This window comes from Tropicimonas sp. TH_r6 (assembly GCF_033101155.1).
Lineage (GTDB): Bacteria > Pseudomonadota > Alphaproteobacteria > Rhodobacterales > Rhodobacteraceae > Tropicimonas.
This window is the reverse complement of the sequence record NZ_JAWMPX010000043.1, coordinates 1-25,881: the sequence shown is the minus strand read 5'-3', so window position 1 is coordinate 25,881 and position 25,881 is coordinate 1. Positions and strand designations below refer to the sequence as shown.

Genomic DNA, 25,881 nt, shown 5'->3' with positions numbered 1-25,881 from the left:
GAACCGGACATTCGCGGTCGCCAGAGCATAGTCCGGTTTTGGGTTCAGGGCCTCGATCGAGCGCAGACGCTTGCGCCCGCATCCGTCAGCGAGGCGCAGCGTATCCTCGGGCATTGTCCGCCGCCCTACCCTACGCGAACCTTGGCGCAATCAGTACTCGATCCGGAAGTGCAGCCGTGTGGCCGTCATCCCGCATCGCATGAGACAAGTTGACGTCTGGCATCGGCGGCCAGGCTTTTTGTCAGTTCAAAGGCTGTCGTCCTTCGACAAAGGAAAGAGGATTGTCCGCTGTAGTAGGCGCCGGAAGCGCAGGACTCCCGGTCTTCGCAAGCCGCGCGCAAGGGCCCTGACGCGGCGAAGCCATTTGGGAAAGATGGGGCGTCTTGCGACATGGGGCCAAGTTCAAGCACCATTCTATTGGCAAGGACCCGGGCCGGACGACCTGAATAGACGTTGGACAACGCAGTCAGATTCGGGGCCGAGGCGCTCAGGACCTTTCGGTAGATCGGGCTGATGGTCGCTTCATCGGTGAACAGATAGGCAGTGCCGACTTGAACCGCACAGGCGCCAAGGACAAAGGCCGCCGCAGTTCCGCGACCGTCCGCTATGCCGCCGGCAGCTATAACCGGGACGCTCACAGCGTCGGCAATCTGCGGAACGAGGGAGAACGTGCCGATCTGGGTCGCGATGTCATCACTGAGAAACATCCCCCTGTGACCGCCCGCCTCATAGCCCTGTGCAATGATTGCATCGCAGCCATTGGCCTCGAGCCAACGGGCTTCCTCAACTGTTGTCGCTGAACTGATGACCCTGCACCCGACGGCCTTGACCCGGGAGACCAGCGTCTGCGCGGGAAGTCCGAAGTGAAAGCTCACCACGGGAGGTGCGAACGCCTCGACGACCTCGCACAGGGACCGATCGAAACCGATTACCGGGGAGCTGCGCAGAGAATCCGGGAGAGCGAGGCCGAGTTCATCGTAGTAGCCGGCCAGTCTTGCCAGCCATTCCGTATCCCTCCGAGGATCGTGAGCCGGAGCTTGATGGGCGAAGAAATTCACATTGACCGGCCTGTCGGACTTACTGCGGAAGGCCGTCAGAGCGTTGCTCAGGTCATCCGCATCCATCGACGCACAGGCCAGAGCCCCGAGGCCGCCCGCCGCGCTGACGGCCAATGCCATGTCCAACCCGCTGGAGCCCGCCATCGGTGCCTGCAGGATCGGCAGATCGATGGAGAACAGGTCGCAAATTCGATTTCTTGCCCACATTTCGTTTTCCAATCGGGTCATCGTGGGCAGAAGGCCCAGTTTGGGTGTCGGAGGATTCGAGCTGTTCGCCACGCCATGTCGACGGTTGTCGTGCAGGGGCGTGAGATTAGGGGCCCGGACCGGTCAATCCGATCCCGTCTGCCAAGCGACCGAGACGTTCTGCGGATCCCGCAAGGCAAGGAACCAGGTATCCATTTCAAGCACCCTCTCGATCAGGTCCGAGACGCTATCGTCGGGTTCGTCAGTGTCGATGTGGATGGTGATCCGGGTTTCCAGCGGTGCGGCCCGGCCGCCGCCAAGACCGAAGATCGCGAGATCGTCGCTGGTTGTTTCGAGGTCGATATCGACCGACCGGAAGGTCAGCCCCTCGCGCGCCGCGGCCAGTTTGAGTGCGATGGCAACGCAACCAACAATGCCCGCGCGGGCGAAAAAACCGGGAGACGGCCCGCGTTCCTCCCCGCCCATGGCCGGGCCCATGTCCATGACGGCGCTGTGCCGTCCCTGCGTGACAGTGCACGCCACCCCGTCGCCGACGGTTCCGGACATGGTCGAGGTCGTGACGGCCCGGTCCGGGTCGGTAGACAGGCGCTGTATGACCTTCTCCTGGCAGGACCGAACATGTGCGTCCCGTTCCGCTTGTGGCACTGGGTTTCGAGGCCCGGTCAGTGCGATTGTCATGGTGTTTCCTCCGTCAGGCGGCGCGATGAGCGCGGTTGAGAACAAGATGATTGGAGAGGACCTCGGCATCGGCGCCAATGCCATCCATCAGCGCGGAACCGCGGCGCTGCAGGAATGGCAGGCCAAGCACATAGAGGCCGGGCGCGACAACACCGAGGGAATGATTGAGCTGCCCCTTGGCATTGAACACAGGGAGGTTGAGCCATCGGAAATCCGGACGGTAGCCGGTGGCCCAGATTATGGTTCGAATGCGCCCGTCCCGTAGCGAAAGCTCGAGCGAAGGCTCCGTAGCCACGCGGGTTGGCTCAAGCCGTTCCGCCGCACCGAGCCCGCTGAGGGATTGCTGTTCTGCCCAGATATCGAAGCCGTCGAGCAGCCGGTTCATCTTCAGATCCGACAGCGCGCATTGATTGGCCAGCGACCCGGAAAACTGCGCAAACCCGTCCCGAATGCCGGCCAACCTGCCGACCATCTCGACGCCCAGAGCCTCAAGTGTGTTCAGATCCAGTGCGGCGAAGGACCTGTCGCCAGTCAACTGGAGCGATGGCACCCGGCGGGCGCGGTCAATGTCGTCAACCTCGTCCACGCGGGTCTCCAGTACGCCGCTCCGATCCATCCACCATTGAATGTCTCGCCCGCGATAATTTCGTGGAACACGAATATGCGCCCCGACTGACAGAGTGACGTCATGACCCGCGCGGCGAAGCTCCGCGGCGAGTTGCATCCCGCTGGCAGAGGCTCCGACGACCAGGACGCCACCCGGATCAAGCTGCGCGGCTGTCTTGTAGGTCATGGGCGTGAGGCTGGTGACGCTCGACGGCAAACTGTCCGCCAACTTCGGGATGTGTGCCCGTGCGCAGGCCCCGGTCGCCAGAACAACGTTGTCACAGGTCCAGGCTCCCTTGGTCGTGTCGACCCGATAGCCAAATCCCTGAAGCGAAACGGACGTGACGGCGGTGCGATCTTCGATCGGCGCCATGCAGTGCTCGGCGTATCCGCGCAGATAGGCGGTGACCTGCGGCATGGTCATGAAACCGTCCGGATTGTCGCCGGAATAGGAATAGCCCGGCAGGCGGCTCTGCCAGTTCGGGGTCAGCAAACGCAGGCTGTCCCAACGTTCGTTGATCCACGCGTTCGCAATCTCGCCCCGCTCGATCACCACATGGGCAACCGAGCGGTCCGAGAGGTGTTTGCTCATAGCGAGCCCGGCCTGACCGGCGCCGATGATGACGGTCGATATATGCTTCACGACACTCGCCCTTTCTATGGTGTTCAGGATCAGGCCAGGTCCACGTGGACGTTGGTCGGATTGGTCAGGAGGTCGAAAACGGCCGAGCGCTTCTGGGACTGTGCCACCAGCGCGCGGATGTCTTCTTCCGTCGCATCGGCGTCGATTTCGAACCGGACCCGGACCGAGTTGAACCCGTTGCGAATGTCCGGATCCATGCCGAGGATCCCGCGCACGTCGATGTCGCCTTCGACGATGGCCTGCACCTTGCGCAGCTGGATGCCGCGATGCTGGGCCACGGCGGCCACGCCTCCGGTCAGGCAGCTCGCCAGTGCGGAGAGGACAATCTCGGGCGGCGTCGGGGCGGTGTCGCGGGCGGCAAACACCGCGGGGTGGTCGGAAGCGATCGTGAAGGTTTCCTCGCGCTCATGTTCCTGCCCCAGGCCGAAATAGCCATTGATCGCATTGCTGCTTTCCGTGCCGCTGACCCAGTCACAGGTACTGCGGAAGGTGAACGCGGCCGCTTCGGGCATCTCGGTGAAAGCGCCCCGCGCGCCGATCAGGGCTTCGGTGTTGACGCCATTGTCCACAATGGTTTCGGTGTGAATTGTCATTTTCTTTCCTTTCAAGGGGTTGGGTGTGTGATGGTGTGAGTCAGCCTGCGGGATTGCGGGCGGTGATGAGCCAGGAGGAACTGTCCATCCACAGTCCTCGCTCGGTGGTCTCGATATCGCTGAACATGTCCGACAGCGCGGCTTCGACATCCGCGCGCCGTTCCTCGCCAAGGGCTCCGGCTTCGCGGAAGGTTTCCCCCGCGGGGCCAAGCGCCAACTGGAAGGAAATGGCTTCTTCCACGCTGCGCCCGACCATGACTTTTGCGTCGATGCGTTCGAAGGCGATATTGGTGAAGCCGGCGGCTTCCATCTGGGCGCGTGTGGTGGCCTCGTCCGCCATCGAAAACGGGCCCGGACCACAGGTTCTCGCGTCCTCCCCGGGTTTGGGCAAGATGGACTGCACCACGTCCCGGGCGCTGTTCAGCCAGGGGTTGTCGTCCTTCTCGCGCCAGACAATGTGGGCCATGCGGCCGCCGGAGGACATTGCTGCACGCATGGCCCGCAGCCCGACCACCGGGTTGGCAAAGAACATCGTTCCAAAGCGTGCGAAGACAAAGTCGAACCCAGCCTCGCCGGCACCCTGCTCGATGTCGTGGCAGGAGAACCGAACATTCGGCGCGCTGTTCTGGCCCGCACAGAGCCGGGCGTGATCGATGAATGCCTGGCAGCAGTCGACACCAAGGACATCGCCCTGCACACCAACGCGCCTTGCCAACTCGATCGCCGTGTCGCCGAACCCACACCCTACATCCAGAACCCGGTCACCTTGGCGAACATCCAGTTGCGGCATGACCGCAGCGCTATGGCGCGACAGCCCGCCCACCAGGATGTGGCGGTACTGCACGAATTTCGGCGCAAGAATATCGTTCCAGAAGACGACGAGAGGCGACGCTTCAACGTCGAAAACCTGGGGGTCATATATGCTCATTTTCGCTCTCCATGCCCTGAATTGGGCTGCGTTGGGCTGCTGTCCGGGGAAGTCCCGGATCCGATGACCCAATGTTTAGAGAGCGGTGCTCACGCCGAATACTTCACAGGCTATAGCGATGCGCTACAGAAATCGGAGCAACCAACTACACAAAATGAAGTGAAAATGGTATTCCCGGACGGAGGGAGGCCCGCGGGATGCACTACAACCAGTTCTGCCCCATCGCCAAAGCCACGGAGATTCTTGGTGAGAAATGGACGATCCTGATCGTCCGGGAGGTCCTGATGGGCGGCCGCCGGTTCAATGAGTTGCAACGCGGATTGGGAGATATTTCGCCCGCGCTTCTGACAAGCCGTCTGAAGATGCTGGAGCAGAAGGGGATGATCGTTCGTCGCCGGATTCCCGGGCAACGCGGCTACGAGTATTACCCGACAGAGGCCTGCGAGGCCCTCTTGCCCATCATAATGGCATTGGGGGAATGGTCTCTGCTCTGGGCACGGCACACGATCCTGGACGCTGACCTCGATGTGGAATTCCTGATGTTCTATCTCGAACGCAGCATCGACCCATCCAAGCTGATCGGCACCGAAACGGTCATCAAGTTCCGTTTTGCTGACCTTTCCGAACAGCCAGAGTGGTGGCTGCTTGTCCGAAACGACAAGGCGCAGGTGTGCCTCAAGGATCCCGGCAAGGACGTGAACGTCTACTTTGATTGCTCGGTCCGCACCATGCACGATGTCTGGATGGGCGATCGCACATATCGAGAGGCGATGAAATCCGGCGATCTGTCGATACAGGGCGATCCCGCCTTGACGCGAAATGTCCAGTCATGGCTGACGCCGAGTGCCTATATCGACGCAGATCGGTCTCCTCTTCCCCTGGACTGACCCGTGCAAAGATGTGGAGGGGCTCGACAATGAGTTTCGTCCGGGAGCCGCGCCTGGACGATTCCGGTTTTCGGCGTCCATCCACCACCGAGGCATCCCCAGCCATTGAACGCCGTTTTCTGAAACATGTGTAAGAATGATCGCGAAGCGGACACTCGTGCGTGTTGCGGGGAAAGTCGGCTCCCCGCCCTTCTTGACTGATGCTGCGCGCGGGACCGATGGCTGCCTTGGCTCGCTTCAGCCGTTCGCCGCAGTCGGAACTAATGACCGCTGTCGGCCGTTCACGTTCGTTCAGACCCATGGGCTTTCGGGCTGAAAGGGCCGCTGCCCGGACCAGCGAGAAGGCCGCAGCGAATGATCGTGTCGGCCCAACTCGCATTATTCAGCGCATCGGCCAAACTATGGCTCTGGGCCCGCTGCCGTCCGCCGCAACGGGCACGAAAGACCCTTTAAGGGCTGAGCTAAATCTACTTTTCTTGAGCGCCAAGCATCCATCATGTTGCGGAAAGGTGGGCGCAGCCTACCCTCGTCATACGAAGGATATGCACGTCACGGGAGCGAGCAGTTGCCACCTCTCAACCCACTCACCCCAAACGGTAGTTCGGGCTTTCGCGGGTAATTTGCACATCGTGGACATGGCTCTCCTTGAGCCCTGCCCCTGTGATCTTGACGAACTGGCAGCCGCGCCGCATCTCTTCCACGGTGGCCATGCCCGTGTAGCCCATCGCTGCGCGCAACCCGCCCACGAGCTGGTGGATCACCGAATAGGCCGGCCCTTTGTAGGGCACCTGGCCTTCGATGCCTTCCGGCACCAGCTTGTCGGAGGCCGCATCCTTCTGGAAGTACCGATCCGCCGAACCCCGCGCCATGGCGCCGAGCGAGCCCATGCCGCGATAGGATTTGAAGCTGCGGCCTTGATAGAGGATGACCTCGCCCGGGCTCTCGTCGGTGCCGGCCAGCATCGAGCCGACCATGGCGCAGGAGGCGCCCGCCGCGATCGCCTTGGCGAAGTCGCCGGAGAACTTGATGCCGCCATCCGCGATCACCGGAACGCCGCTTTCAGCGGCTGCCTCTGCGCAATCCGAGATTGCCGTAAGCTGCGGCACACCGACCCCCGCGACCATCCGCGTCGTGCAGATTGAGCCAGGACCGATCCCGACCTTGATCGCGTCGGCACCGGCGCCGATCAGCGTCCGTGTGGCCTCCCCCGTCGCCACGTTTCCGGCAACGATCTGGACGTCGTTGGAGAGCATCTTCGCCCGCTCCACGGCCTTGGCCACGCCTTCGGAATGACCATGGGCGGTGTCGATCACAATCATGTCGACTCCCGCATCGACCAACGCCTGGCTGCGTTCGAAGCCAGCTTCGCCCACCGTCGAGGCGCCCGCGACGCGCAGCCGGCCCAGTTCGTCCTTGCAGGCCTGCGGGTTGAGCACCGCCTGGTCGATATCACGCAGCGTCAGAAGGCCGGTGAGCTTGCCAGAGGCATCGGTCACCAGCAGCTTCTCGATCCTTCGCTCGCGCATCATGGCTCGGGCCTCGCCGTGATCGGCGGGCTCATGCAGGATGGCGAGATTATCGGAAGTCATCATGGCGCGAACCGGCGTCGCGTCATCGTTGGCAAAGCGCATGTCGCGATTGGTGACGATACCGACCACGAGGCCGCTCTCGTCCACCACCGGGAAACCGGAGATGTTGTAGCGCGCCTGCAGCGCCTTGGCGTCGGCCAGGGTCTGCTCTGCCGTCAGCGTGACCGGGTTGTAGACAATGCCGCTCTCGAAACGCTTGACGCGGCGGATCTGGCGCGCTTGCTCCTCGATGTCGAGATTGCGGTGGATCACCCCGATCCCGCCCATCTGGGCCATGGTGATCGCCATCTGGGCTTCGGTCACCGTATCCATCGCCGAACTCAGCAGCGGGATATTCATCCGGACCTTCTTGGTCACATAGGTGGACGTATCCGCGGTCGACGGCAGCACGGAGCTGCGGGCGGGTACGAGCAGAACGTCATCGAAGGTCAGTGCCTCACGAATCTCCATCACACTCTCCTTGAGGGGGGTCGTTTGGCGCATCCCCTATACATGGATTTACGCCATATGAAACCCCATATCGCCGACTTCCCCTTTGGCGGGACCAGATTTTGTGGCGATCTCTGCAGCCTGTCACCTTGATCGGAAAGCGGGCGGTTCGATCTGCCCTGTTTCGACCTCTCGGCCTTTCCGAAGTCGGGTGCTGGTAACGGTGACCACTCCCCGCGTCATCACCACGCCCCGGACCGATGCCCGCTCCGGCAATGTTGCCCAAGGCCTGAGCAGCTGCCCCAATCCCGGGCATCGGCGGAATCGCTGTCGCCAAGGGTCGGCAAACCTGCCATAGCCGCCCCAACTGGCAGAAACCCCGAGAGGAACGCCACATGAGTGATCTTACCGAGTCCGGCCGGCAGGTCATCGCCGATATCGCCGCCCGCTATGGCCTGTCCCAGGACGCTGTCGAACAGATGGCCCGCGCCGTCTCAAATGGCGGCGGCACCATGGCGCAGTTCAACATCCCCGAACTGGGCGGCGGTGGCCAGTGGATGGCCGGCGGCATGACCATGGTGGGCGACATGTTCAACCACGGGCTCAAGGCGACGGTAGACGGGCTCTGTGCCGAGCTCTCCAACGGAATGGCCAATGCGCCCTTCTTCAAGCGGCCCCAAACAATCGCCGGCGCGGCCTGGTGGCCCGCCGATCTTGGCCAACCAAGCTCGGTGGGGGGGCAGAACCAGTTTCGCTACGCCTATTTCCCGCAAGCCTGCCGCGTGGCGCTCGATCCCGGGAATGGTACTCCTGTCGTGCTGCTCGACACGCTCGATCACCAGATCGGCGGCTTCTCGCAGCAGCAATCGGGATATGGTGACCCGTTCGGCGGCGTGAGCTTCTCCAGCCAATATGGTCAGTTCGCCCTGTCGAGCCTGCCGCGTATTGGTGCTCCTGCGCCGCAACCTGAACCGGTGCCCCAGCCTGAACCGATCCCGCAGCAGGTCCAGCCGGACTTCCAGCAACCGGAGCCCATGCCAACGGTCGCCGAGGCCCCGGCCCCTTCTGCGCAACCAGCACAAGCCCCGACCGATATTGCCGAAATACTTGGCACGATCGAAAAGCTCGCAGCGCTGCGAGATGCCGGCGCCCTGACGGAGGAAGAGTTCTCCGCCAAGAAGGTCGAACTGCTGGCGCGGCTCTGAGCCGCGCCATCGTGGCGCCGGAGCTGCCTCCGGCGCCTTAACCGTATTTCGCTTTCATCGCATCCGCCTGGGCGCGGATCGCCGAGGCGCAGATCGCAGCATCGGCGCCAACGCCCATGAACCGCACGCCGAGATCGATGAAGCGCTGATACATCGCCTCCTCGTAGAAGATGATCCCGGCCGGCTTGCCCGCCGCGCGGATGGTCTTCAACGCGTTCTCGATCGCCGCCATCGGCTCGGGCGCGGTGGGCGTATCCCGATACCCCATATCGGCGGAGAGATCGGCCGGACCGACGAAGACGCAATCGACGCCGGGCACATTGGCGATCTCGGTCAGGTTTTCGAGCGCGGTGCGGGTCTCGGCCTGGACGATGACGCAGATCTCGTCATTGGCGGTCTGCTCATAATCGGCGATCTGACCCCAGTTCGACGCCCGCGACAGGCCGGCGGCGCGGCCGCGAATGCCCTCGGGCGGGTATTTGCACGCGGCGACGACCCGGGCGGCTTGTTCGGCCGTGTCCACCATCGGCACGACAATCGTCTGAACGCCGAGATCGAGCACCTGCTTGAGCATCCAGCCCTCGTCCCAGGGCACGCGCACGGCGGTCGCCGCCGGGTGGCCCTGCATGGCGCTGAGCTGGGCGTGGATCATCTCCAGCGTGTTCGGTCCGTGTTCGCCATCGACGAGACACCAGTCGAAGCCAGCGCTGGCCGCGATAGCCGCAATGGCGGGGTGGCCGAGATTGAGCCAGCAGCCCATTTGCAGACGATCTTCGGCAAGGGCTTGTTTTATCGTATTTTTAGGTGCGGGCATAGGGCAACTCGAGAGGTTTGAGGGAATGGGGAGCGCTGTCCCCTGCCCTGCGGTCTAGACCTCGGGGTCCAACAACGACACGCGCCTTTCCGTCGCGGCAGAAACACCAGAAAAGAAGACCGCCCCGAAGGGCGGCCATCCTGCGATCCGATGAGAGCTGACTTAGCGATAGAGCAGCGATTTTCCATTCATGAAGACATGGACCTTCTCGGGATTGGCCGTGAGATTCAGCGTCTTTCCTTTCAACCCGCGATGGATGCCCGGCAGCTTGGCGATGACAGGCTCCCCGCCTTCCTTGTCCGGGCTGAAAAAGAGCAGCGTGACCTCGCCGAGGTTTTCCTGAACATTGACGTTGCCCGTGAAGGAGTTCGCAACGTCATCCGTGAGTTGCAGGTCCTCCGGGCGCATTCCGACATTGACCTTGCCACCCATATCCGTCTCCGTGGAGGGATAGGCCGAAAGGATCGAGCCATGTCCGCCTTCAAGCGCGATACGGGTCTGTTCGCCGGTCTGGGTGATCTCGCCGGGGAAGAGGTTCATGGCAGGCGAGCCGATGAACTGGGCCACGAACTCGTTCTCCGGGCGCTCATAGAGATCCAGCGGTGTACCGACCTGGCTGATGCCCTTGTCGGCCAGCACCACGATGCGGCTCGCAAGCGTCATCGCTTCGACCTGGTCATGGGTGACATAGATCATCGTCCGGTCGGGCATGCTCTCCTTGAGTTGGGCGATCTCCAGACGCGTGGCGACACGCAGGGCGGCGTCCAGGTTGGAGAGCGGCTCGTCGAAGAGGAAGACCTTGGGATCGCGCACGATGCAGCGGCCGATGGCCACCCGCTGGCGCTGACCACCCGAGAGCGCCTTGGGAAGACGGTCGAGATAGGGGGTGAGCTGGAGGATATCGGCGGCCTTGTTGACCGCGTCGTCGATCTCCTGCTTGCTCAGCTTGGCCAGCTTCAGCGCGAAGGCCATGTTGTCTCGCACGGTCATATGCGGATAAAGCGCGTAGCTCTGGAAGACCATCGCGATGCCGCGCTGCGCGGGCGGCACGTCATTGACCACCTGATCGTCGATCTGCAACTCGCCGGCGGTGATCTTCTCCAGCCCGGCGATCATCCGCAGCAACGTGGACTTGCCACAGCCGGAGGGGCCGACGAAGACGATCAACTCGCCCGCTTCGATATCGAGATTGATGTCCTTCAGGACGTCGACATCGCCATAGCTCTTGGCGACACTCGTGAGTTTCAATCCTGCCATGATCCCCTCCTCAGGCGTCCCGGGCGGTGGCAAAGACCGCCTGATACGGCGGCAGGGTGGCCCTGCCGGCTGCGATTGTCGAGTTGAATGGTGCGTCAGAGACATGCGCCCAATTGCCCGCGGGCAACTCGAGGCGGCACGCCGCGTCGGCAAGGTTGAAGGCGCAATAGACGCTGCGGTTTCCATGCTCCCGGATGAAGACGAGGAGGTCTTCCTCGACCACGAGCGGCCGGAAATCGCCCGTCTGCAGCGCCGGAAGCGATTTTCGCAGGGCGATGATCTTGCGATAGAAGTTCAGGACCGAGTTCGGGTCCCGATCCTCGGCCGCTGCGGACATACGCCTGTGACCGGTCGAGACCGGCAGCCAGGGCTTGCCCGTTGAGAAGCCGCTATTTTTCTGCTCGCGGTCCCAGACCATCGGCGTACGGCAGCCATCCCGCCCCTTGAATTTCGGCCAGAAGCGCTTGCCATAGGGGTCCTGAAGGTCTTCGAAGGCGATGTCGGCCTCTGTCAGACCGAGCTCCTCGCCCTGGTAGAGGCAGACCGTGCCCTTGAGCGCCATCAACAGGGCCGCATAGAGACGCTGCTTGGTCTGGGACAGGTCCCAGCGGGAGGTGTGACGGACCACATCATGGTTGGAATAGGCCCAGCAGGCCCAGCCATCCGAGGCCAGCGCGTCAAAGGTCTGCACCACGTCAGCGATGTGAGGACCGGTCGGCAACTCGTTGGAAAGAAGCGCAAAGTCGTAACACATATGCAGCTTGTCGCCACCGGATGTGTATTCCGCCTGCACCTCGGCGCCACGCTGGCTCTCGCCGACCTCGCCAACGGATGTAATGGCGTCGTATTCATTCATAAGGCGACGAAGTTTGCGAAGGAAATCAAGGTTTTCCGGGCGTGACTTGTCGAAGAGGTGGTTTTGGAAGTTATAGGGGTTCACCGCCGGGGCGGTCTTGTCATTTATCTCTTCAGGGGCCAGCGGAGGATTGTCTCGCAGATACTTGTCATGCACATAGAAATTGACCGTATCGAGACGGAATCCATCGACCCCGCGCTCCAGCCAGAACCGGGCCACGTCGATCAACGCCTCCTGCACCTCCGGTTCGTGGAAGTTCAGATCCGCCTGCTCGATCAGGAAGTTGTGCATGTAATACTGCATCCGCTCCCCGTCCCATTCCCAGGCGGAGCCGCCAAAGATCGAGAGCCAGTTGTTGGGCGGCGTGCCGTCGAGCTTCGGATCGGCCCAGACATACCAGTTTGCCTTGGGATTCGAACGGCTTGCACGGCTTTCCTCGAACCAGGGATGCTCGGTCGAGGTGTGCGAGAGCACGAGGTCGATCATGACCTTGATGCCGCGCCCATGCGCCTCGGCGATGAGCCGGTCGAAATCGCCCAGCGTGCCGAACATCGGATCGATATCGCGGTAATCCGACACGTCATAGCCAAAATCGAGCATCGGCGAGGTGAAGAAGGGCGAGATCCAGATGCAGTCGATGCCGAGCTTCTCGATATAGGGCAGCCGGTCGATGATGCCGGGGATGTCGCCGATCCCGTCACCATTGCTGTCCTGGTAGGAGCGCGGATAGATCTGGTAGATCACCGCACCCTTCCACCAATCGGGATCGGTGGAAGATTTGTTTATGATATCAGTCATGTACGAGCCCTACTTCACGGAGCCGGCGAGAAGGCCGCGCACCAGGTAGCGTTGCATTGCGAAGAAGACGGCGATCGGAATGGCCATGGAGATGAAGGCCGCCGTGGCGAGAATTTCCCAGTCGCCGCCGCGGGTTCCGAGCATCTCGACGATCTGCTTGGTCATCACCGTAGTCTCGCCCGAACTGTCGATCAGGAACACCATCGCCACCAGCAGGTCGTTCCAGGTCCAGAGGAACTGGAAGATGGCGAAGGAGGCGAGCGCCGGGAAGGAGAGCGGCAGGATGATCTTCACGAAGATCTGGAAATCCGTCGCCCCGTCCACCTTGGCATTCTCGATGATGTCCCGCGGCAGGCCGACCATGTAGTTTCGCAGTAGGTAGATCGCGAGTGGCAGGCCGAAGCCGGTATGCGCCAGCCAGACCCCGAGATAGCCCTTTCCGATGCCGATATTGTTGTGGAATTTCAACAGCGGTATCAGCGCAAGTTGAAGTGGCACAACGAGCAGTCCGACGACGCAGGCGATCAGCAGAGCCCGCCCCGGAAACTCCATCCAGGCCAGCGCATAGGCGGCGAAGGCCGCGATCAGGATCGGGATGATCGTCGCAGGGATGGTCACTGTGAGGGTCGAGAAGAAGGCCTTGGACATGCCTTCCGAGTTCTGTGGATCGAACAGCATGAACTCGTAATTGCCGGTGGTGAATTCGGGCGGCGTGGTGGCGGTGAAGAAGATTCGTTGCCCGCGCGAACCGGAGAATTCCTCCGGGTTCTCCATCCGGTAGCTGCCATCTGCGGCCAGCGTGATGGTGCCGCCCTTGTTCAACTCGACCACATCGCCGGTTTGGTAAGCGTCGATCGCGCGCGAGGAGATTCCCCAATGCGCAATCTCGCCGGTTGCACGGCTGTCGAAGATATTGCCCTCGATCACGTAGAGCCCGTCGATCTGAGTCTGTTCGGTTGGCGAGGCACCCCGGATCACTTCATTCTGCTCGGTCGGGAAGAGCGCCTTCCACCAGCCGGTGGCCGAGATCTGGTCTGCGGTCCGAAAGGACGAGACGAAGAGGCCGACCGTCGGGAAGAGCCAGAGAATGACCAGGAAGGCCACCGAGAGATGAACCGCCCATGTCAGGCTGGATTTATGTCCTGCGATATTGTCCATGATCCGCCCCTTTACCGCATTTCCTTGCGCGCATTGCGCACGTTCCAGACCAGGATTGGTGTGACCAGCAGCATGATGATCATCGCTGCGGCCGAGCCCGTGCCCCAGTCATTGGAGCGGAACAGCTTGTCATACATGTAATTGGCGAGCACCTGTGTGCCCCACTGGCCATTGGTCATGGTGAAGACGATGTCGAAGACCTTGAGCACGACCAGCGTGATCGTTGTCCAGACCACGACGATGGTCGGCATGATCTGCGGCACCTTGATCTTGAAAAAGATCTGAAACGGGTTCGCGCCATCGACGATCGCGGCCTCGACAGTCTCTTCCGGGATGCCGCGCAGGGCGGCAGACAGGATGACCATGGCAAAACCGGTCTGGATCCAGACCAGAACGATCATGAGAAAGAAGTTGTTCCAGACAGGCAGGGTGAGCCATTGCTGCGGCTCCCCGCCAATCGCGACCCAAATGGCGTTGAGAATACCGATCTGTTCGACATCGATGGGGCGGGATTCATAGATCAGTTTCCAGATCACCGAGGCGCCGACCATGGAGATCGCCATCGGCATGAAGATCATCATCTTGGCGACGTTGCCCCAGAAGATCCGGTCTGTCAGCTGTGCCGCCAGCAGGCCGAAGACGGTGGACATGGCGGGCACGAAGACGAGCCAGAGCATGTTGTTGCGCATGGCTTCCCAGAACTTCTGCTCACCGAACATGAAGGTGTAGTTGCCAAAGCCGATCCCGCCATTGCGCTGAATCAGCGACAGGCGCAGCGTCTCGAAGACCGGGTAGGTCAGGTAGAGCCCGAGCGCGAGGATGGCCGGGGCGAGGAAGAGCCAGGGCCGGATCATGTTGGCGTGTGAGATATTGTGGCCGGCGGTGGTTGGCCCGGTGGCGAAGACGAAATCCTTCAGCCGCCAGAGCCCGAAGATCACACCGGCAACGACCAGCAGCCAGAAAATGCCGCCGGCGGTGGCGATGCTGCCAACCCCGACCGCGACAAGATAGAGCGCCAGCATGAGCAGCGCCGGAATCCCGAAGAGGAAGATCGTGCCGAGCCTGCGCCGTCCCGCTGTCTGCTCCGCTGTCATGGCGCGGGCCGGGAGGAGGAACTTGTCGAGCAGGAAATTGGAGAAGATGAAGTATCCGACGCAGCCGCCGACACCGATGATGATTGTGATGAGCCCTTGCAAGGCCGGATGCATGTGGATCCCCTCCCGAACCGTCTCAGCGCCCTTGCGCTCAGCCTTTCACGGGGTGGCCCGCCGGATCAGCGGGCCACCTGTTTCTTTTCGCGCGACGCTTACTTCAGCGCGTCCCAGGATTGCTGGATGTCGTCGGCCACGGCCTTGGCATCCTTGCCTCCGGTATAATCGACCATGCCGGTCCAGAAGGAGCCGGCGCCCACTGCGGCGGGCATCAGGTCGGAGCCGTCAAAGCGGAAGGTGGTCGCGCCGAGCAGGATCTCGCCCTGCTTGCGCAGGATGCCGTCCTTGTAGGCGTCGAGGGACACGCCGGTATGCGGGGTCAGGAAGCCCGTCTGCGCCATCAGCACCTCATGGGCGAGCGGCAGCGTGAAGAACTCCATCAGCGCCGTGGTGGCGTCCGACGGGTCGGTGATGGCCATCAGCGTGCCTGCGCCCAGAACCGGGTTGCCCAGGTCCTTTTCTGCATAGCCCGGCAGGTAGAAGAAGTCGGCATCTTCACCCGGCACCACGTCTTCGGGGAAGAAGGCGGTGGCGAAGGAGGCCTGGCGGTGCATGTAGCATTGCGGCGGCGAGGAGAAGAGGCCCTTCGGGCTGTCGCGGAAGTCGGTGGAGGCAACCGCGCCGGAACCGCCGGAGACGAAATCGTCATTGCGGGCGAACCAGCCATATTCCTCGATCGCAGCAACCACGCGCTCGTCATTGAAGGGCATCTCGTTGGAGACCCATGCGTCATAGACCTCGGGCGGCTGCGTGCGCAGCATCATGTCCTCGACCCAGTCGGTGGCCGGCCAGCCGGTCGCGGCGCCGGAGCCCAGACCGATGCACCACGGCGTCTCGCCATCGGCGGCGATCTGCTCGGTCAGCGCCCTGAGATCTTCCATCGACTCGGGGATCTCGTAGCCGGCATCCTCGAAGTTCTCCGGGGAGTACCAGACGATGGATTTGAGGTTCACGTTGTAGAAGAAGCCGTAAAACTCGCCCTTGTAGGAGCCGAGGTCGACCCAGGACTGGCCAGCGGCGTAATTGTCGGTGACCCATTGTTTCATGTCGTCGCTGAGCGGCGTGAGCTGGCCTTTCTCGGCGAGCACGGCGGCGAGGCCGGGTTGCGGGAAAACGGCGATATTCGGGGCCGAGCCGGCCTCGGCATCAATCACGATCTGCTGCTCGAAACCGTCGGAACCGGTATAAACGGCCTTGGCACCGGTCGCTTCCTCGAAATAGGCGAGCGCATCGCGGAAAAAGCCGTCTTCCGGGTTCAGCCAGGGGCCGGCCACGGTGACGGTCTGCCCGCTGAGGTCGGGCGCGTTCTCTGCCCAGGCGTTGTAGCTGTCCCAGCTGAAGGGACCTTCACCGACCGGAAACTTCAGCTCCGCGCTGGCAGTTCCAGCGACAAGGGCCAGGCTGGCCACGCTGAGCATAAGGTTCAGTTTCATCGAAAATAGCCTCCCGAGTGAGTCACCGGGATCGGCCCCCGGCGACGGGTTCTGCCCGCGCGATGGGAATCACCTCCAAAGCGCTTTGGACATTCGTGAACTAGACCTTCCTCCCCGGCCTGTCAACGAAATCAGGTTACGCCCAATTTTTTCGATTCGGTGCGGAAAATATCGTCGCAGCGCATAATTTTTCCGCCCAAAGCCCTTTGACTGTTCCGAAATGGAGTCGTAACGTCCAAATCACCAATCGGATTTGTGCCCATGAACCTCAAGGACCTGGCGGCCAGCCTCGGGCTGAGCCAGACCACAGTCAGCCGCGCTCTGAACGGCTATCCGGAAGTCTCGGAAGCGACTCGCAAGCGCGTCGCCGAAGCTGCGCGGCGCCATGGCTATCGCCCGGACAGCCGGGCGCGGTCGCTGGCCACGGGGCGGGCGATGGCGGTCGGGCTTGTCCTGCCGATGACGGCCAAGCAGGAGATCGTGAACCCGGTCTTTTCCGATTTTGTCGCCGGCGCCGCCGAGACCCTTGCGGTCCATGGCTATGACATTGTGCTCTCCCTGGCGACGGAGGAGGAAGAAACCAATGTCTATCGCTCCATGCTGTCCAAGGGACGCGTCGACGGGATGATCATGCAGGCGCCGCTGACCGGCGACCGGCGGATCCAGCTTCTCAAGGATCTGGGCATGCCTTTCGTCGTGCATGGGCGGGTCTCCGATCACGATGACGAGTATTGCTGGATGGACATGGACAACCGCCATGCCTTCCAGGAGGCGACGGAACACCTGCTGGATCTCGGACACAGCCGAATCGCGCTGCTGAACGGGATCGAGGCGATGGATTTCGCCCATCGACGCCGGGACGGTTTTCTCGACGCTCTGTCCGAGCGCGGGCTCTCCGTCGATCCCGAGATCATGGACAGCGCCGTGATGACCGAGCAATACGGCTATGGCGCCGCCCTCCGGATGCTCGCCCTGCCCGTGCCGCCGACGGCCTTCCTGACCTCCTCGCTGCTGGTGGCGATGGGGGTCCAGCGGGCGATCCAGGCGAAGGGATTGCGCATCGGACTCGACGTGTCTGTCGTCACCCATGATGACGGGTTGAGCTACCTGCCCAACGGCTCTGCGGACGCCCCGATCTTCACGGCGACCCGCTCGCCGGTACGCGAGCATGGCAATATCTGCGCCGAAACGCTGCTCAAGCTGATCGATACGCCGAAGACGCCGCCCTATCACACCAAGCTCAAGGCAACTCTCACAATCGGCCCCTCTTCCGGGCCTGCCCCCTCAGTCTGAAGGACCCCTGCCATGTACAAGCGCAGCGACTTCCCCGCCGGTTTCCAGTTCGGCGCCTCCACGGCTGCCTACCAGATCGAAGGCCACAGTTTCGGCGGTGCCGGTCGCACCCATTGGGACGACTTCGCCGCCACGTCCGGCAACGTCGTACGCGCCGAGAACGGCGCCGTGGCCTGCGATCACTATCATCGCTGGGAGGCGGATCTCGATCTCATCCGGGATGCGGGGTTCGACGCTTATCGCTTCTCGACCTCCTGGGCGCGGGTACTGCCCGAGGGGCGCGGCGCGGTGAATGCGGAGGGGCTGGATTTCTATGACCGCCTCGTGGACGGCATGCTGGAGCGCGGCATCAAGCCGATGATCACGCTCTATCACTGGGAACTGCCTTCGGCGCTGGCCGATCTCGGCGGCTGGGCCAACAACGACGTGGCCAAGTGGTTCGCCGACTATGCCGAGATCATCATGGGCCGCGTCGGCGACCGGATCTGGAAGACCGCGACCATCAACGAACTCTACTGTGTGTCGGTGCTTGGCTACCTGACCGGACACCACGCGCCCGGCACCCGCAATGTCCGGGCCGCAGTGCGGGCCATGCACAATGTCTCGCTGGCGCATGGCACGGCGGTGGAAGCGTTGCGCGCGGCTGGCTATGGCGATCTTGGTGCGGTCTGCAACTTCACCCATCATCGCCCGGTCGATGACAGTCCCGAGACAGCGGCGGCCATGCAGCGCGCCGATGACCTGGACAACCGTTTCTTCCTCTCCGGCTTTTTCAAGGGCGCCTATCCGGAGGGTCTCGTCGAACTCGTCGGGCAGCATCTGCCCGAGGGGTGGCAGGACGATATGAAAACGGTCAGCACACCGGTCGACTGGCTGGGCGTCAACTACTATTTCAGCACCATCGTCGCGGCCGATGACGGCCCCTGGCCGGCCGTCCGCCAGGTGGAGGGGCCATTGCCCAAGACCCAGATGGGTTGGGAGATATATCCCGACGGGCTACGCCACTTCCTGCGCATGTGTGCCGACGAGTATTCCGGCGAGACGCCGCTTTACATCACCGAGAATGGCATGGCGAATGCCGATCTCGTAGACGGAGGCGCTGTCGCGGACCAGGTGCGGATCGACTATCTCGATCAGCATTTCGCCAAGGCCCGACAGGCGATTGACGAGGGGGTCCCGCTCGAGGGCTATTTCGTCTGGTCGCTGATGGACAATTACGAGTGGGCGCTCGGATATGAGAAACGCTTCGGTATCGTGCATGTCGATTTCGACAGCCAGGAACGAACCCCCAAAGCCTCGTATCACGCCCTAAAAGCCGCGCTGGCAAGCTGAGGAGACGACAATGACCGCCCCTTCCCTTCTCGCCGATATCGGCGGCACCAACACCCGCGTCGCGCTGGCCCGTGGCGGCAAGGTCATCCACGGCTCTGTCCGTCACTTCCCCAATGCCGAGTTCGACTCGCTGGAACCGGTTCTGCATCGCTACATCGCCGAGACCGGCACCCAGACGCCGGCCGCGGCCTGCCTCGCCATGGCCGGACCTGTCCGCGAGGGCGTCGGCACCCTGACCAATCTCGACTGGACGCTGGACGCGGCCACGCTGGCCCATGCCACCGGCGCCGGCACGGTGACCCTGCTCAACGACCTGCAAGCGCAAGGCCACGCTCTGGGGCACCTGCCCTCTGAAGCGCTGTTCCCGGTGATCGCCGGACCGCCGCCGCGTCTTCAGGCGACCCAGCTGGTGATCGGTGTCGGCACGGGGTTCAACGCCGCCCCAATCTTCGATACGCGTGGCGGCCGTTTCGTCCCCCCCTCCGAGAGCGGCCATGCCGCCCTGCCCCTTCGAGACGACCGGGATGTGCGCCTCGCGCGCTTCCTTGAACGCACACATGGCTTTGCCGCAGTCGAGGACGCCCTGTCCGGGCGCGGCCTGGTCGCCTTGCACGAGTTTGTCTGCACCGAGGCCGGCGCACCGGAAAAAGCCAACCTCAAGGGCAAGCAGATCATGGCTGCGGTGGCCGAAGACGACCCGCTCTGCTGTGAGGCCGCGACTCTTTTCGCCCGTCTGCTTGGCGCCGTCGCCGGCGATCTGGCCCTGACACAGCTTCCCTTCGGTGGGATTTTCCTGATTGGCGGGGTTGCGCGGGCGATGGGTCCCTATCTCGTCAAGATGGGATTCGTCGATTCGTTGCGTGACAAGGGGCGCTTTGGCGGTTTCATGGAGCAGTTTTCGGTCACGATTGTCTCGGATGACGACGCCGCATTGATTGGAATGGCCCTTCATTTGCAGGCTTTGCTGGAAATGACCTAAATCCTCACGGCGGGCAACGCCATGTTAACCGGCACCCTTTAGGGCTTTCAGAAGAAGCCAATTACCTAGGGGGAAATCAGTGCCGGACCCGACCAAGATTTCGCGGTGCTGGACATGAGCGCCGAACTGGCCCTGCCCGCCCGCCTCGACCTGCCTGCAGCAAAGCCGCTGGCCGAGGCCATTCTCGCCCTTCGGGGCAAGGACCTTCGCCTTGCCGCTGGTGACGTTACGCATCTCGGAACGCCGGGCCTTCAGGTCATGCTCGCGGCCGTCCGATCCTGGGAAGCCGACGGCAAGACATTATCCCTTTCAGATCCCTCCGACGCATTGACCGAGCAGCTCGCCCTGTGCGGCCTGTCTCCGGAGGTACTTTCCACTTCGGCGCAGGAGGCCTGAGGCATGAGCTTGAGCATACTCGCTGTAGACGACAGTCGAACAATTCGTGACATGCTGAACCTGGCACTCTGCCAGGCTGGATTTTCAACCAGCCTCGCAGAAGACGGGGTCCACGGGCTCGAAGTCCTCGACGGCCTACGTCCCGACGCGATCATCACCGATATCAACATGCCCCGTCTGGACGGGTTCGGCTTCATCGAAGCAGTTCGCGGCCAGGACGAGCATCGTGCCACGCCAATCCTCGTGCTTACGACGGAGAGCGCTCCGGAACTGAAATCCCGCGCTCGCGCAGCGGGAGCGACGGGTTGGATCGTGAAGCCCTTCGACCCGGTGAAACTTGTGCGCGCTCTTCACATGGTCGCCGGACCGGGAGCATCGACATGACCACTCCGGACCCGATGGCGGAAATCCGCGCCTCCTTCTTTATCGAATGCGAGGAACTGCTCGAAGCGCTTCAGGACGGCTTGTCGATGATCGACGACGGCGCAACGGATGACGAGACCGTCAATGTCTGTTTCCGCGCGGTTCACTCGATCAAGGGCGGCGCCGGTGCCTTCGGCCTCGATGAGCTTGTGCGCTTCGCGCATCGATATGAAACCGTCCTGGATGAGGTACGCGGTGGCCGTCTGGCCCCGGATCACGACGCCCTTCTACTGTTCATGCGCGCCGCCGACGTTCTTTCGGATATCGTGCGCAATTGCCGAGACGGGATCGTAACAGATCCCGACGCGGTGGAACCTACCTTAAGGGAACTCGAAGCCCTGACGGGCGGCAGCGAAGAGGAAGAAGAGGAGGAGGTTTGCGACTTTCAGCCAATGACCCTTTCTCTGGACCTCGGTGGATGCGAGCTACCAGAGGCCGACCCGGCCTACGAGATCGAATTTTGGCCAGAGCGGGAGTTGTTCCAATCGGGCAATGAACCTCTGTTCCTTCTCGGCGCATTAAAGGAACTCGGATCGACCGAACCAAGATGCGACACCGACAAAGTCCCGGATCTATCTGAACTGGATCCAGAGGGTGCCTGCATTGGCTGGAAGATCCGTCTGACGACAAACCAAGGGCAATCCGAGATCGAGGAAGTCTTCGAATTTGTAGAAGGATTGTGCACGTTGAAAGTTCACAAGGAAGACCCCGTGCCAGCCACCGGACTTCCGGAAATTTCGGGCTTGCCATCGCTTGAGCAAGGCGTTTCCGACGTTGAAAACAGCGAGCCCGAAACACAATCAAGCGCCTCTCCAGCAGAGAACTCCGCCGAAGTGGCACCTCGCATGACGCTGGGCATTCCCGAAGCCCCTGCAACGACACCGCCTGAACCACAGCCTCCACAAAAAACCGGTGCCACCACCCCACCGACGATACCCTCGATCAAGACACCGCCGGCCGCTGCTGCCAAGCCTGCAATTCAGGCCACGGCAACGAAGGCCACGGTGCGGGTCGACCTCGAAAGAATCGAACGCCTGGTGAACCTTGTCGGAGAATTGGTCATCAATCAGGCGATGCTCTCCCAGAGCGTTACGCAGGCGGGTATCCCGGCGAACTCTCCTGTAGCCCAAGGGCTTGAGGAATTTATGCAACTCACGCGTGACATTCAGGACAGTGTCATGATGATCCGCGCACAACCCGTCAAATCCATGTTCCAGCGAATGGCACGGATCGTCAGGGAATCCTCAGCCTCCCTTGATAAGCGCGTTCGGCTTGTAACTGTTGGCGAGGCTACGGAGGTCGACAGGACGGTAATCGAACGTCTCGCCGACCCACTGACCCACATGATCCGCAACGCCGTCGATCACGGTCTGGAAGAAACTGAAACCCGAATAGCATCGGGAAAATCCGACGAGGGATGCATCACACTTTCGGCAGCGCATCGTTCCGGCCGAGTGATAATCGAAGTGAGCGACGATGGAGCAGGAATCAATCGCGAGAAAGTCCGCGCAATTGCCGAAGACAAGGAACTTGTTCAACCTGGACAACAGTTGACCGATGCTGAAATCGACAGCCTTCTCTTCCTTCCGGGTTTTTCAACAGCAAAGACAGTATCAAATCTCTCCGGACGAGGCGTCGGAATGGATGTAGTACGAAAGTCCATTCAGGACCTCGGAGGTCGGGTGAACATCACTTCAACGCCGGGAAAAGGTACGTGCTTTTCGATTTCACTGCCACTTACTCTCGCCGTACTTGACGGAATGGTCGTAGAAGCAGCAAATGAAACGCTGGTCGTCCCGCTCGGATCCATTGTGGAAACTCTCAAGGTGCGTCATGAAGACATGCGCGCCATGGGACCAAACACGCAAGTACTACAAATTCGGGACAGTTTCGTTCCCTTGATGGACCTTGGCGTGGAATTGGGTTTCCGCAATCCGCGAGACGATTACAATGGAAGCGTCGTCTTGTTAATTTCACTAGAAGACGGCACACGATCAGCAATTATCGTGGACACCATCCAGGAACAACGTCAAGTCGTAATAAAGGGGCTTCAAGATAGTTATGGACACATTCCAGGAATCGCCGCGGCAACAATTCTAGGAGATGGACAAGTAGCTCTCATCCTCGACCCGGTGGACCTGATGGCAAATGCCACCGGAAAAACTCGTAGCCCGTCGTCGCAACTCGAGCTGGCAGGATAAAACAATGAATGAAGAATCACTCACGCAAGCTGAATCGACCGACTGTGAACTGCTTTCCTTTCGCGTCGGTGAACAGGAGTACTCTGTCGACATAATGTCGGTGCGAGAGATCCGCGGGTGGACACGTCCCACACCTCTTCCTCACTCAGCAGACTACGTTTGCGGAGTGATAAACCTGCGCGGAACAGTCCTTCCGATCATAGACTTGTCCCGCCGCCTGGCAATCAAGGTTGAAGAAGCCAGTGAAAGGAACGTCATCATAGTCGCACATATTCGTCAACAAACAGTGGGGCTTCTGGTGGACGCGGTATCTGACATCCTAGCCATCCCAGAGTCGGAAATGCATCCCCCTCCGGAAACAGCATCCGACAATGAGCGCAGTTTCGTTAAGGCACTGACCATCGTTGATGGCAGGATGCTACGAATTCTAGACCTTGAGTCGGTGTTACCCGATCAGAAGCAGGACGCCGCATGAACAGTTCCGGTTCAATCAGTACGCCAAGCTCACCGAGACTGGATACTCAAAGCCTAAAGGACTTTGACGTTCTAGCAAGCATCGCAAAAAAGGAAGCGGGCCTCGTCATCCCGCGAGAAAAAGCTCCGATGGTGTTTGCTCGTATTACCAAACGACTTCGCGCCCTGAAAATCTCAGACAGAAGTGTCTATTGCCGGATGGTTGCAGCGCCCGAGGGAGCAGAGGAACGGCGGAACTTGATTTCAACGCTAACAACAAATGTCACAAGCTTTTTTCGAGAACCGCACCATTTCGATACTTTGGCGCAAGACATTATGCCGATACTCCGCGAACGACTGAGGTCACGCCAGCCAGTTCGCTTATGGTCTGCCGGATGCTCCTCAGGGCAAGAACCTTACTCGATCGCCATGACAATCATGGAAAATTTAGAGAACACTGCGTCCCACGATATTCGCATTTTGGCCACTGATATCGATCCAAACGTAATCAGCACAGCAAGAACGGGAATCTACGACGAGAGTCAAATTTCCGCGATACCAAAGGAAATAATATCCAAGTTTTTCACGCCTTCGCGCGAATCGGGCACCCCACACGACAAATTTGAAATCTGCAGAGGTGTCAAAGACCTAGTCTCATTTCGAGAATTAAATCTACTTGGAGGGTGGCCTGTCAAGGGAGAATTTGATGCGATATTCTGCAGAAATGTAGTGATATATTTTGACAAAAACTCTCAAAACTCCCTCTGGCCAAGGTTTCAAAGCCACACCCGGGAAGGCGGTTATCTCTTTCTAGGCCATTCCGAAAGAATTGACGAGTCTCAACTCGGAGATTTCGCACCATGCGGAACCACAACATACCGGCGCACAACTACTGAGAAAATCGGAAAGGAATAATAGCGTGGCTCTTCGAGATCTATTGCACGTCTTTGTTGTTGACGACATGTCCACAAGTCGGGGCTTGATACTCCAGGCATTGGATGGGTTCGGAGTTCAACATGTTCGTCATTCGGCCGATGCCGCCTCCGCCTTGGCCGCTCTTTCTACAAAACCAGCGCATCTCGTTATTTCCGACTATAACATGCCTGGCATGGATGGACTGGGCTTCCTCCGTTCCCTTCGGAGCGATCCAAAACTTAAGTCAATGGGGTTCATTTTGATTACAGGAAAGGCGGAAAGCTCAATTATTGAGGCCGGAAAAAAACTTGGAATGAACAACTTTATTGCAAAGCCATTCTCTCCAAACGACTTGCAAAAGTGCATAGAAGCGGTCGTGGGTAGACTCTGACGGCTCTGTTGAAGAAGTCAGTTGATGATTTCACTGCCACTTTCCCCGGACGGACTTATCCCACGACCTCAGTGACAGGTGGTCGCGGGATTTCGGACCAGTGTCCAGCTCCATTTCGATGGGCCACTTCTTGATAGGGTTTCAGGCACAGGAGGCCGCATTCCGAGTGCCTGATGCGGGCGGGTGTGGTTGTACTGCTTGAGCCAGCAGTTGATGACGATCTGGGCCTGCCTGGTCGTCGTGAACCATTCCACATTGAGGACTTCCCGGCGTAGCGTTCCGTTGAACCGTTCGTTGTATCCATTCTCCCATGGTGAGCCCGGATAGATCCGCATTGGCTTCACACCGACCTTCTCAAGCCATCTCTGTGTCGCTTCCGATGCGAACTCTGGGCCGTTGTCGCTCCGGACGAACTCCGGCCCAGCCATGCTGCAAAATCGCGACCTCGGCAGAAGGTCTCGGGTGGCGGAGCGAGGGCGACCAAAGCTGTGGCGATCAACGGTCCAATGCCGGGAACGGTCATCAGTCGCCGTGCCGTCGCGTTGCTTCGTGCGCGGGCTTTGATTTCAGCATCAAGCTTGCCGATCCGGCGTTCAAGGTCGGACAACGCGCCAATGATTTCCTCAAGCACCTGACGCGCAGGCTGCGGCAACCCGGTTTCTTCATCCTCCACCACCGCAATCAGCTTATTCGCATTCATGGCCCCGTTCGGCGCAATGATACCGAACTCTGTGCAGTGACCGCGCAGCGCATTGATGATCTGCGTGCGGTGCCGAATGAGCAACTCGCGAACACGGAAGACCATCGCTGTCGCCTGGATGTCTTCGCTTTTGACCGGCACGAAACGCATCGAGGGTCGCACCGCTGTTTCACATATGGCTTCTGCGTCGGCGGCTTCATCCTTCTGCCGTTTTACGAAAGGCTTCACATAAGCCGGAGGGATCAACAGGGTCTCGTGGCCAAGATTCCCGATCTCGCGACCCCAGTAGTGAGCGCCGCCGCAGGCTTCCATCGCGACGACATAGGGCTCAAGTCGACCGAAGAAATCGAGAAGCTGACTGCGCCTCAGCTTCTTGCGAAGCACAGCATGGCCTTACGCATAAGCGTCGTGCACATGGAAAACACTCTTCGAAAGATCCAGTCCGATT

At 60.8% G+C, this 25,881-nt stretch carries 24 protein-coding genes and 1 pseudogene; 11 read left to right on the top strand and 14 right to left on the bottom strand.

Annotated features, from left to right (window positions below):
* Nucleotides 1-185: 185 nt before the first annotated feature.
* From R3X27_RS23935 to R3X27_RS23915, 5 genes are all read right to left on the bottom strand, one after another.
* A complete protein-coding gene (locus R3X27_RS23935; RefSeq protein ID WP_317711429.1) occupies nt 186-1,277 on the bottom strand; it encodes a nitronate monooxygenase in 1,092 nt (363 codons plus the stop codon).
* 111 nt (nt 1,278-1,388) lie between these two features.
* Nucleotides 1,389-1,943, bottom strand: a complete 555-nt coding sequence (locus R3X27_RS23930) for an OsmC family protein (RefSeq protein ID WP_317711428.1) — start codon at nt 1,941-1,943, stop codon at nt 1,389-1,391.
* Nucleotides 1,944-1,956: 13 nt separating this feature from the next.
* Nucleotides 1,957-3,192: an NAD(P)-binding domain-containing protein gene (locus R3X27_RS23925; RefSeq protein ID WP_317711427.1), complete on the bottom strand. Its 1,236-nt coding sequence runs from the start codon at nt 3,190-3,192 to the stop codon at nt 1,957-1,959.
* Between the two features lie 29 nt (nt 3,193-3,221).
* Nucleotides 3,222-3,785, bottom strand: a complete 564-nt coding sequence (locus tag R3X27_RS23920) for an OsmC family protein (RefSeq protein ID WP_317711426.1) — start codon at nt 3,783-3,785, stop codon at nt 3,222-3,224.
* 40 nt (nt 3,786-3,825) lie between these two features.
* Entirely contained in the window at nt 3,826-4,713 is an 888-nt protein-coding gene (locus R3X27_RS23915; RefSeq protein ID WP_317711425.1) for a class I SAM-dependent methyltransferase, read from the bottom strand.
* Between the two features lie 197 nt (nt 4,714-4,910).
* Between R3X27_RS23915 and R3X27_RS23910 the strand changes: the two genes are divergently transcribed.
* Nucleotides 4,911-5,600 carry a winged helix-turn-helix transcriptional regulator gene (locus tag R3X27_RS23910; RefSeq protein WP_317711424.1) on the top strand — a complete coding sequence of 230 codons (690 nt, stop codon included), beginning with the start codon at nt 4,911-4,913 and terminating at the stop codon, nt 5,598-5,600.
* Between the two features lie 584 nt (nt 5,601-6,184).
* On the opposite strand, the gene guaB is transcribed toward R3X27_RS23910, so the two are convergent.
* Nucleotides 6,185-7,639, bottom strand: coding sequence for an IMP dehydrogenase (guaB, locus tag R3X27_RS23905; RefSeq protein WP_317711423.1), 1,455 nt, complete (start codon nt 7,637-7,639; stop codon nt 6,185-6,187).
* A gap of 374 nt (nt 7,640-8,013) precedes the next feature.
* On the opposite strand from guaB, the gene R3X27_RS23900 reads away from it, so the two are divergent.
* Entirely contained in the window at nt 8,014-8,823 is an 810-nt protein-coding gene (locus R3X27_RS23900; protein ID WP_317711422.1) for an SHOCT domain-containing protein, read from the top strand.
* Nucleotides 8,824-8,860: 37 nt separating this feature from the next.
* Here R3X27_RS23900 and R3X27_RS23895 read toward each other — a convergent pair whose 3' ends face one another.
* The 6 genes from R3X27_RS23895 to R3X27_RS23870 all read right to left on the bottom strand — a co-directional run bounded on the left by R3X27_RS23895 (nt 8,861) and on the right by R3X27_RS23870 (nt 16,350).
* Entirely contained in the window at nt 8,861-9,583 is a 723-nt protein-coding gene (locus tag R3X27_RS23895; RefSeq protein ID WP_317711421.1) for an HpcH/HpaI aldolase/citrate lyase family protein, read from the bottom strand.
* A gap of 216 nt (nt 9,584-9,799) precedes the next feature.
* Nucleotides 9,800-10,894, bottom strand: a complete 1,095-nt coding sequence (locus tag R3X27_RS23890) for a sn-glycerol-3-phosphate ABC transporter ATP-binding protein UgpC (RefSeq protein ID WP_317711420.1) — start codon at nt 10,892-10,894, stop codon at nt 9,800-9,802.
* Nucleotides 10,895-10,904: 10 nt separating this feature from the next.
* Nucleotides 10,905-12,548 carry an alpha-glucosidase family protein gene (locus R3X27_RS23885; RefSeq protein WP_317711419.1) on the bottom strand — a complete coding sequence of 548 codons (1,644 nt, stop codon included), beginning with the start codon at nt 12,546-12,548 and terminating at the stop codon, nt 10,905-10,907.
* 9 nt (nt 12,549-12,557) lie between these two features.
* Nucleotides 12,558-13,706 (bottom strand): carbohydrate ABC transporter permease, encoded by a 1,149-nt coding sequence (locus R3X27_RS23880; RefSeq protein ID WP_317711418.1) that lies wholly within the window; start codon nt 13,704-13,706, stop codon nt 12,558-12,560.
* Nucleotides 13,707-13,717: 11 nt separating this feature from the next.
* Nucleotides 13,718-14,914, bottom strand: coding sequence for a sugar ABC transporter permease (locus R3X27_RS23875; protein ID WP_317711417.1), 1,197 nt, complete (start codon nt 14,912-14,914; stop codon nt 13,718-13,720).
* Between the two features lie 98 nt (nt 14,915-15,012).
* Nucleotides 15,013-16,350, bottom strand: coding sequence for an ABC transporter substrate-binding protein (locus tag R3X27_RS23870; protein WP_317711416.1), 1,338 nt, complete (start codon nt 16,348-16,350; stop codon nt 15,013-15,015).
* Nucleotides 16,351-16,611: 261 nt separating this feature from the next.
* Here R3X27_RS23870 and R3X27_RS23865 point away from each other — a divergent pair, with 261 nt between their 5' ends.
* The 9 genes from R3X27_RS23865 (at nt 16,612) to R3X27_RS23825 (ending at nt 24,733) form a co-directional block, all read left to right on the top strand.
* Nucleotides 16,612-17,643: a LacI family DNA-binding transcriptional regulator gene (locus R3X27_RS23865; protein WP_317711415.1), complete on the top strand. Its 1,032-nt coding sequence runs from the start codon at nt 16,612-16,614 to the stop codon at nt 17,641-17,643.
* A gap of 12 nt (nt 17,644-17,655) precedes the next feature.
* Nucleotides 17,656-18,975 carry a GH1 family beta-glucosidase gene (locus R3X27_RS23860; protein WP_317711414.1) on the top strand — a complete coding sequence of 440 codons (1,320 nt, stop codon included), beginning with the start codon at nt 17,656-17,658 and terminating at the stop codon, nt 18,973-18,975.
* Nucleotides 18,976-18,985: 10 nt separating this feature from the next.
* The gene (locus R3X27_RS23855; protein ID WP_317711413.1) at nt 18,986-19,954 is read left to right on the top strand and encodes a glucokinase; all 969 of its coding nucleotides are present in this window, start codon (nt 18,986-18,988) and stop codon (nt 19,952-19,954) included.
* A gap of 114 nt (nt 19,955-20,068) precedes the next feature.
* The gene (locus tag R3X27_RS23850; protein ID WP_317711412.1) at nt 20,069-20,350 is read left to right on the top strand and encodes an STAS domain-containing protein; all 282 of its coding nucleotides are present in this window, start codon (nt 20,069-20,071) and stop codon (nt 20,348-20,350) included.
* A 3-nt stretch (nt 20,351-20,353) separates the two neighbouring features.
* A complete protein-coding gene (locus R3X27_RS23845; protein ID WP_317711411.1) occupies nt 20,354-20,734 on the top strand; it encodes a response regulator in 381 nt (126 codons plus the stop codon).
* Complete coding sequence (locus tag R3X27_RS23840) at nt 20,731-22,974, top strand: chemotaxis protein CheA (protein ID WP_317711410.1); 2,244 nt, start codon at nt 20,731-20,733, stop codon at nt 22,972-22,974. The genes R3X27_RS23845 and R3X27_RS23840 overlap by 4 nt, the downstream gene beginning before the upstream one ends.
* A 4-nt stretch (nt 22,975-22,978) precedes the next feature.
* Nucleotides 22,979-23,449: a chemotaxis protein CheW gene (locus R3X27_RS23835; RefSeq protein ID WP_317711409.1), complete on the top strand. Its 471-nt coding sequence runs from the start codon at nt 22,979-22,981 to the stop codon at nt 23,447-23,449.
* A complete protein-coding gene (locus tag R3X27_RS23830; protein WP_317711408.1) occupies nt 23,446-24,342 on the top strand; it encodes a protein-glutamate O-methyltransferase in 897 nt (298 codons plus the stop codon). The genes R3X27_RS23835 and R3X27_RS23830 overlap by 4 nt, the downstream gene beginning before the upstream one ends.
* A 4-nt stretch (nt 24,343-24,346) precedes the next feature.
* Nucleotides 24,347-24,733, top strand: coding sequence for a response regulator (locus R3X27_RS23825; RefSeq protein WP_317711407.1), 387 nt, complete (start codon nt 24,347-24,349; stop codon nt 24,731-24,733).
* Nucleotides 24,734-24,801: 68 nt separating this feature from the next.
* On the opposite strand, the gene R3X27_RS25720 is transcribed toward R3X27_RS23825, so the two are convergent.
* Entirely contained in the window at nt 24,802-25,068 is a 267-nt protein-coding gene (locus R3X27_RS25720; RefSeq protein ID WP_411572535.1) for an integrase core domain-containing protein, read from the bottom strand.
* Nucleotides 25,069-25,082: 14 nt separating this feature from the next.
* Nucleotides 25,083-25,880, bottom strand: a pseudogene (locus R3X27_RS23820) (IS110 family transposase); the annotation flags it as partial.
* Between the last annotated feature and the right edge of the window lies 1 nt (nt 25,881).

What these genes read in the sequence shown, in the direction of transcription:
- R3X27_RS23845 (WP_317711411.1), top strand. Translation starts at nt 20,354, where the DNA reads ATGAGCTTGAGCATACTCGCTGTAGACGACAGTCGAACAATTCGTGAC.
- R3X27_RS23920 (WP_317711426.1), bottom strand. Translation starts at nt 3,785, where the DNA reads ATGACAATTCACACCGAAACCATTGTGGACAATGGCGTCAACACCGAA.
- R3X27_RS23855 (WP_317711413.1), top strand. Translation starts at nt 18,986, where the DNA reads ATGACCGCCCCTTCCCTTCTCGCCGATATCGGCGGCACCAACACCCGC.
- R3X27_RS23835 (WP_317711409.1), top strand. Translation starts at nt 22,979, where the DNA reads ATGAATGAAGAATCACTCACGCAAGCTGAATCGACCGACTGTGAACTG.
- R3X27_RS23850 (WP_317711412.1), top strand. Translation starts at nt 20,069, where the DNA reads ATGAGCGCCGAACTGGCCCTGCCCGCCCGCCTCGACCTGCCTGCAGCA.
- R3X27_RS25720 (WP_411572535.1), bottom strand. Translation starts at nt 25,068, where the DNA reads ATGCGGATCTATCCGGGCTCACCATGGGAGAATGGATACAACGAACGG.
- guaB (WP_317711423.1), bottom strand. Translation starts at nt 7,639, where the DNA reads ATGGAGATTCGTGAGGCACTGACCTTCGATGACGTTCTGCTCGTACCC.
- R3X27_RS23885 (WP_317711419.1), bottom strand. Translation starts at nt 12,548, where the DNA reads ATGACTGATATCATAAACAAATCTTCCACCGATCCCGATTGGTGGAAG.
- R3X27_RS23875 (WP_317711417.1), bottom strand. Translation starts at nt 14,914, where the DNA reads ATGCATCCGGCCTTGCAAGGGCTCATCACAATCATCATCGGTGTCGGC.
- R3X27_RS23915 (WP_317711425.1), bottom strand. Translation starts at nt 4,713, where the DNA reads ATGAGCATATATGACCCCCAGGTTTTCGACGTTGAAGCGTCGCCTCTC.
- R3X27_RS23930 (WP_317711428.1), bottom strand. Translation starts at nt 1,943, where the DNA reads ATGACAATCGCACTGACCGGGCCTCGAAACCCAGTGCCACAAGCGGAA.
- R3X27_RS23900 (WP_317711422.1), top strand. Translation starts at nt 8,014, where the DNA reads ATGAGTGATCTTACCGAGTCCGGCCGGCAGGTCATCGCCGATATCGCC.
- R3X27_RS23865 (WP_317711415.1), top strand. Translation starts at nt 16,612, where the DNA reads ATGAACCTCAAGGACCTGGCGGCCAGCCTCGGGCTGAGCCAGACCACA.
- R3X27_RS23860 (WP_317711414.1), top strand. Translation starts at nt 17,656, where the DNA reads ATGTACAAGCGCAGCGACTTCCCCGCCGGTTTCCAGTTCGGCGCCTCC.
- R3X27_RS23830 (WP_317711408.1), top strand. Translation starts at nt 23,446, where the DNA reads ATGAACAGTTCCGGTTCAATCAGTACGCCAAGCTCACCGAGACTGGAT.
- R3X27_RS23840 (WP_317711410.1), top strand. Translation starts at nt 20,731, where the DNA reads ATGACCACTCCGGACCCGATGGCGGAAATCCGCGCCTCCTTCTTTATC.
- R3X27_RS23890 (WP_317711420.1), bottom strand. Translation starts at nt 10,894, where the DNA reads ATGGCAGGATTGAAACTCACGAGTGTCGCCAAGAGCTATGGCGATGTC.
- R3X27_RS23895 (WP_317711421.1), bottom strand. Translation starts at nt 9,583, where the DNA reads ATGGGCTGCTGGCTCAATCTCGGCCACCCCGCCATTGCGGCTATCGCG.
- R3X27_RS23910 (WP_317711424.1), top strand. Translation starts at nt 4,911, where the DNA reads ATGCACTACAACCAGTTCTGCCCCATCGCCAAAGCCACGGAGATTCTT.
- R3X27_RS23880 (WP_317711418.1), bottom strand. Translation starts at nt 13,706, where the DNA reads ATGGACAATATCGCAGGACATAAATCCAGCCTGACATGGGCGGTTCAT.
- R3X27_RS23870 (WP_317711416.1), bottom strand. Translation starts at nt 16,350, where the DNA reads ATGAAACTGAACCTTATGCTCAGCGTGGCCAGCCTGGCCCTTGTCGCT.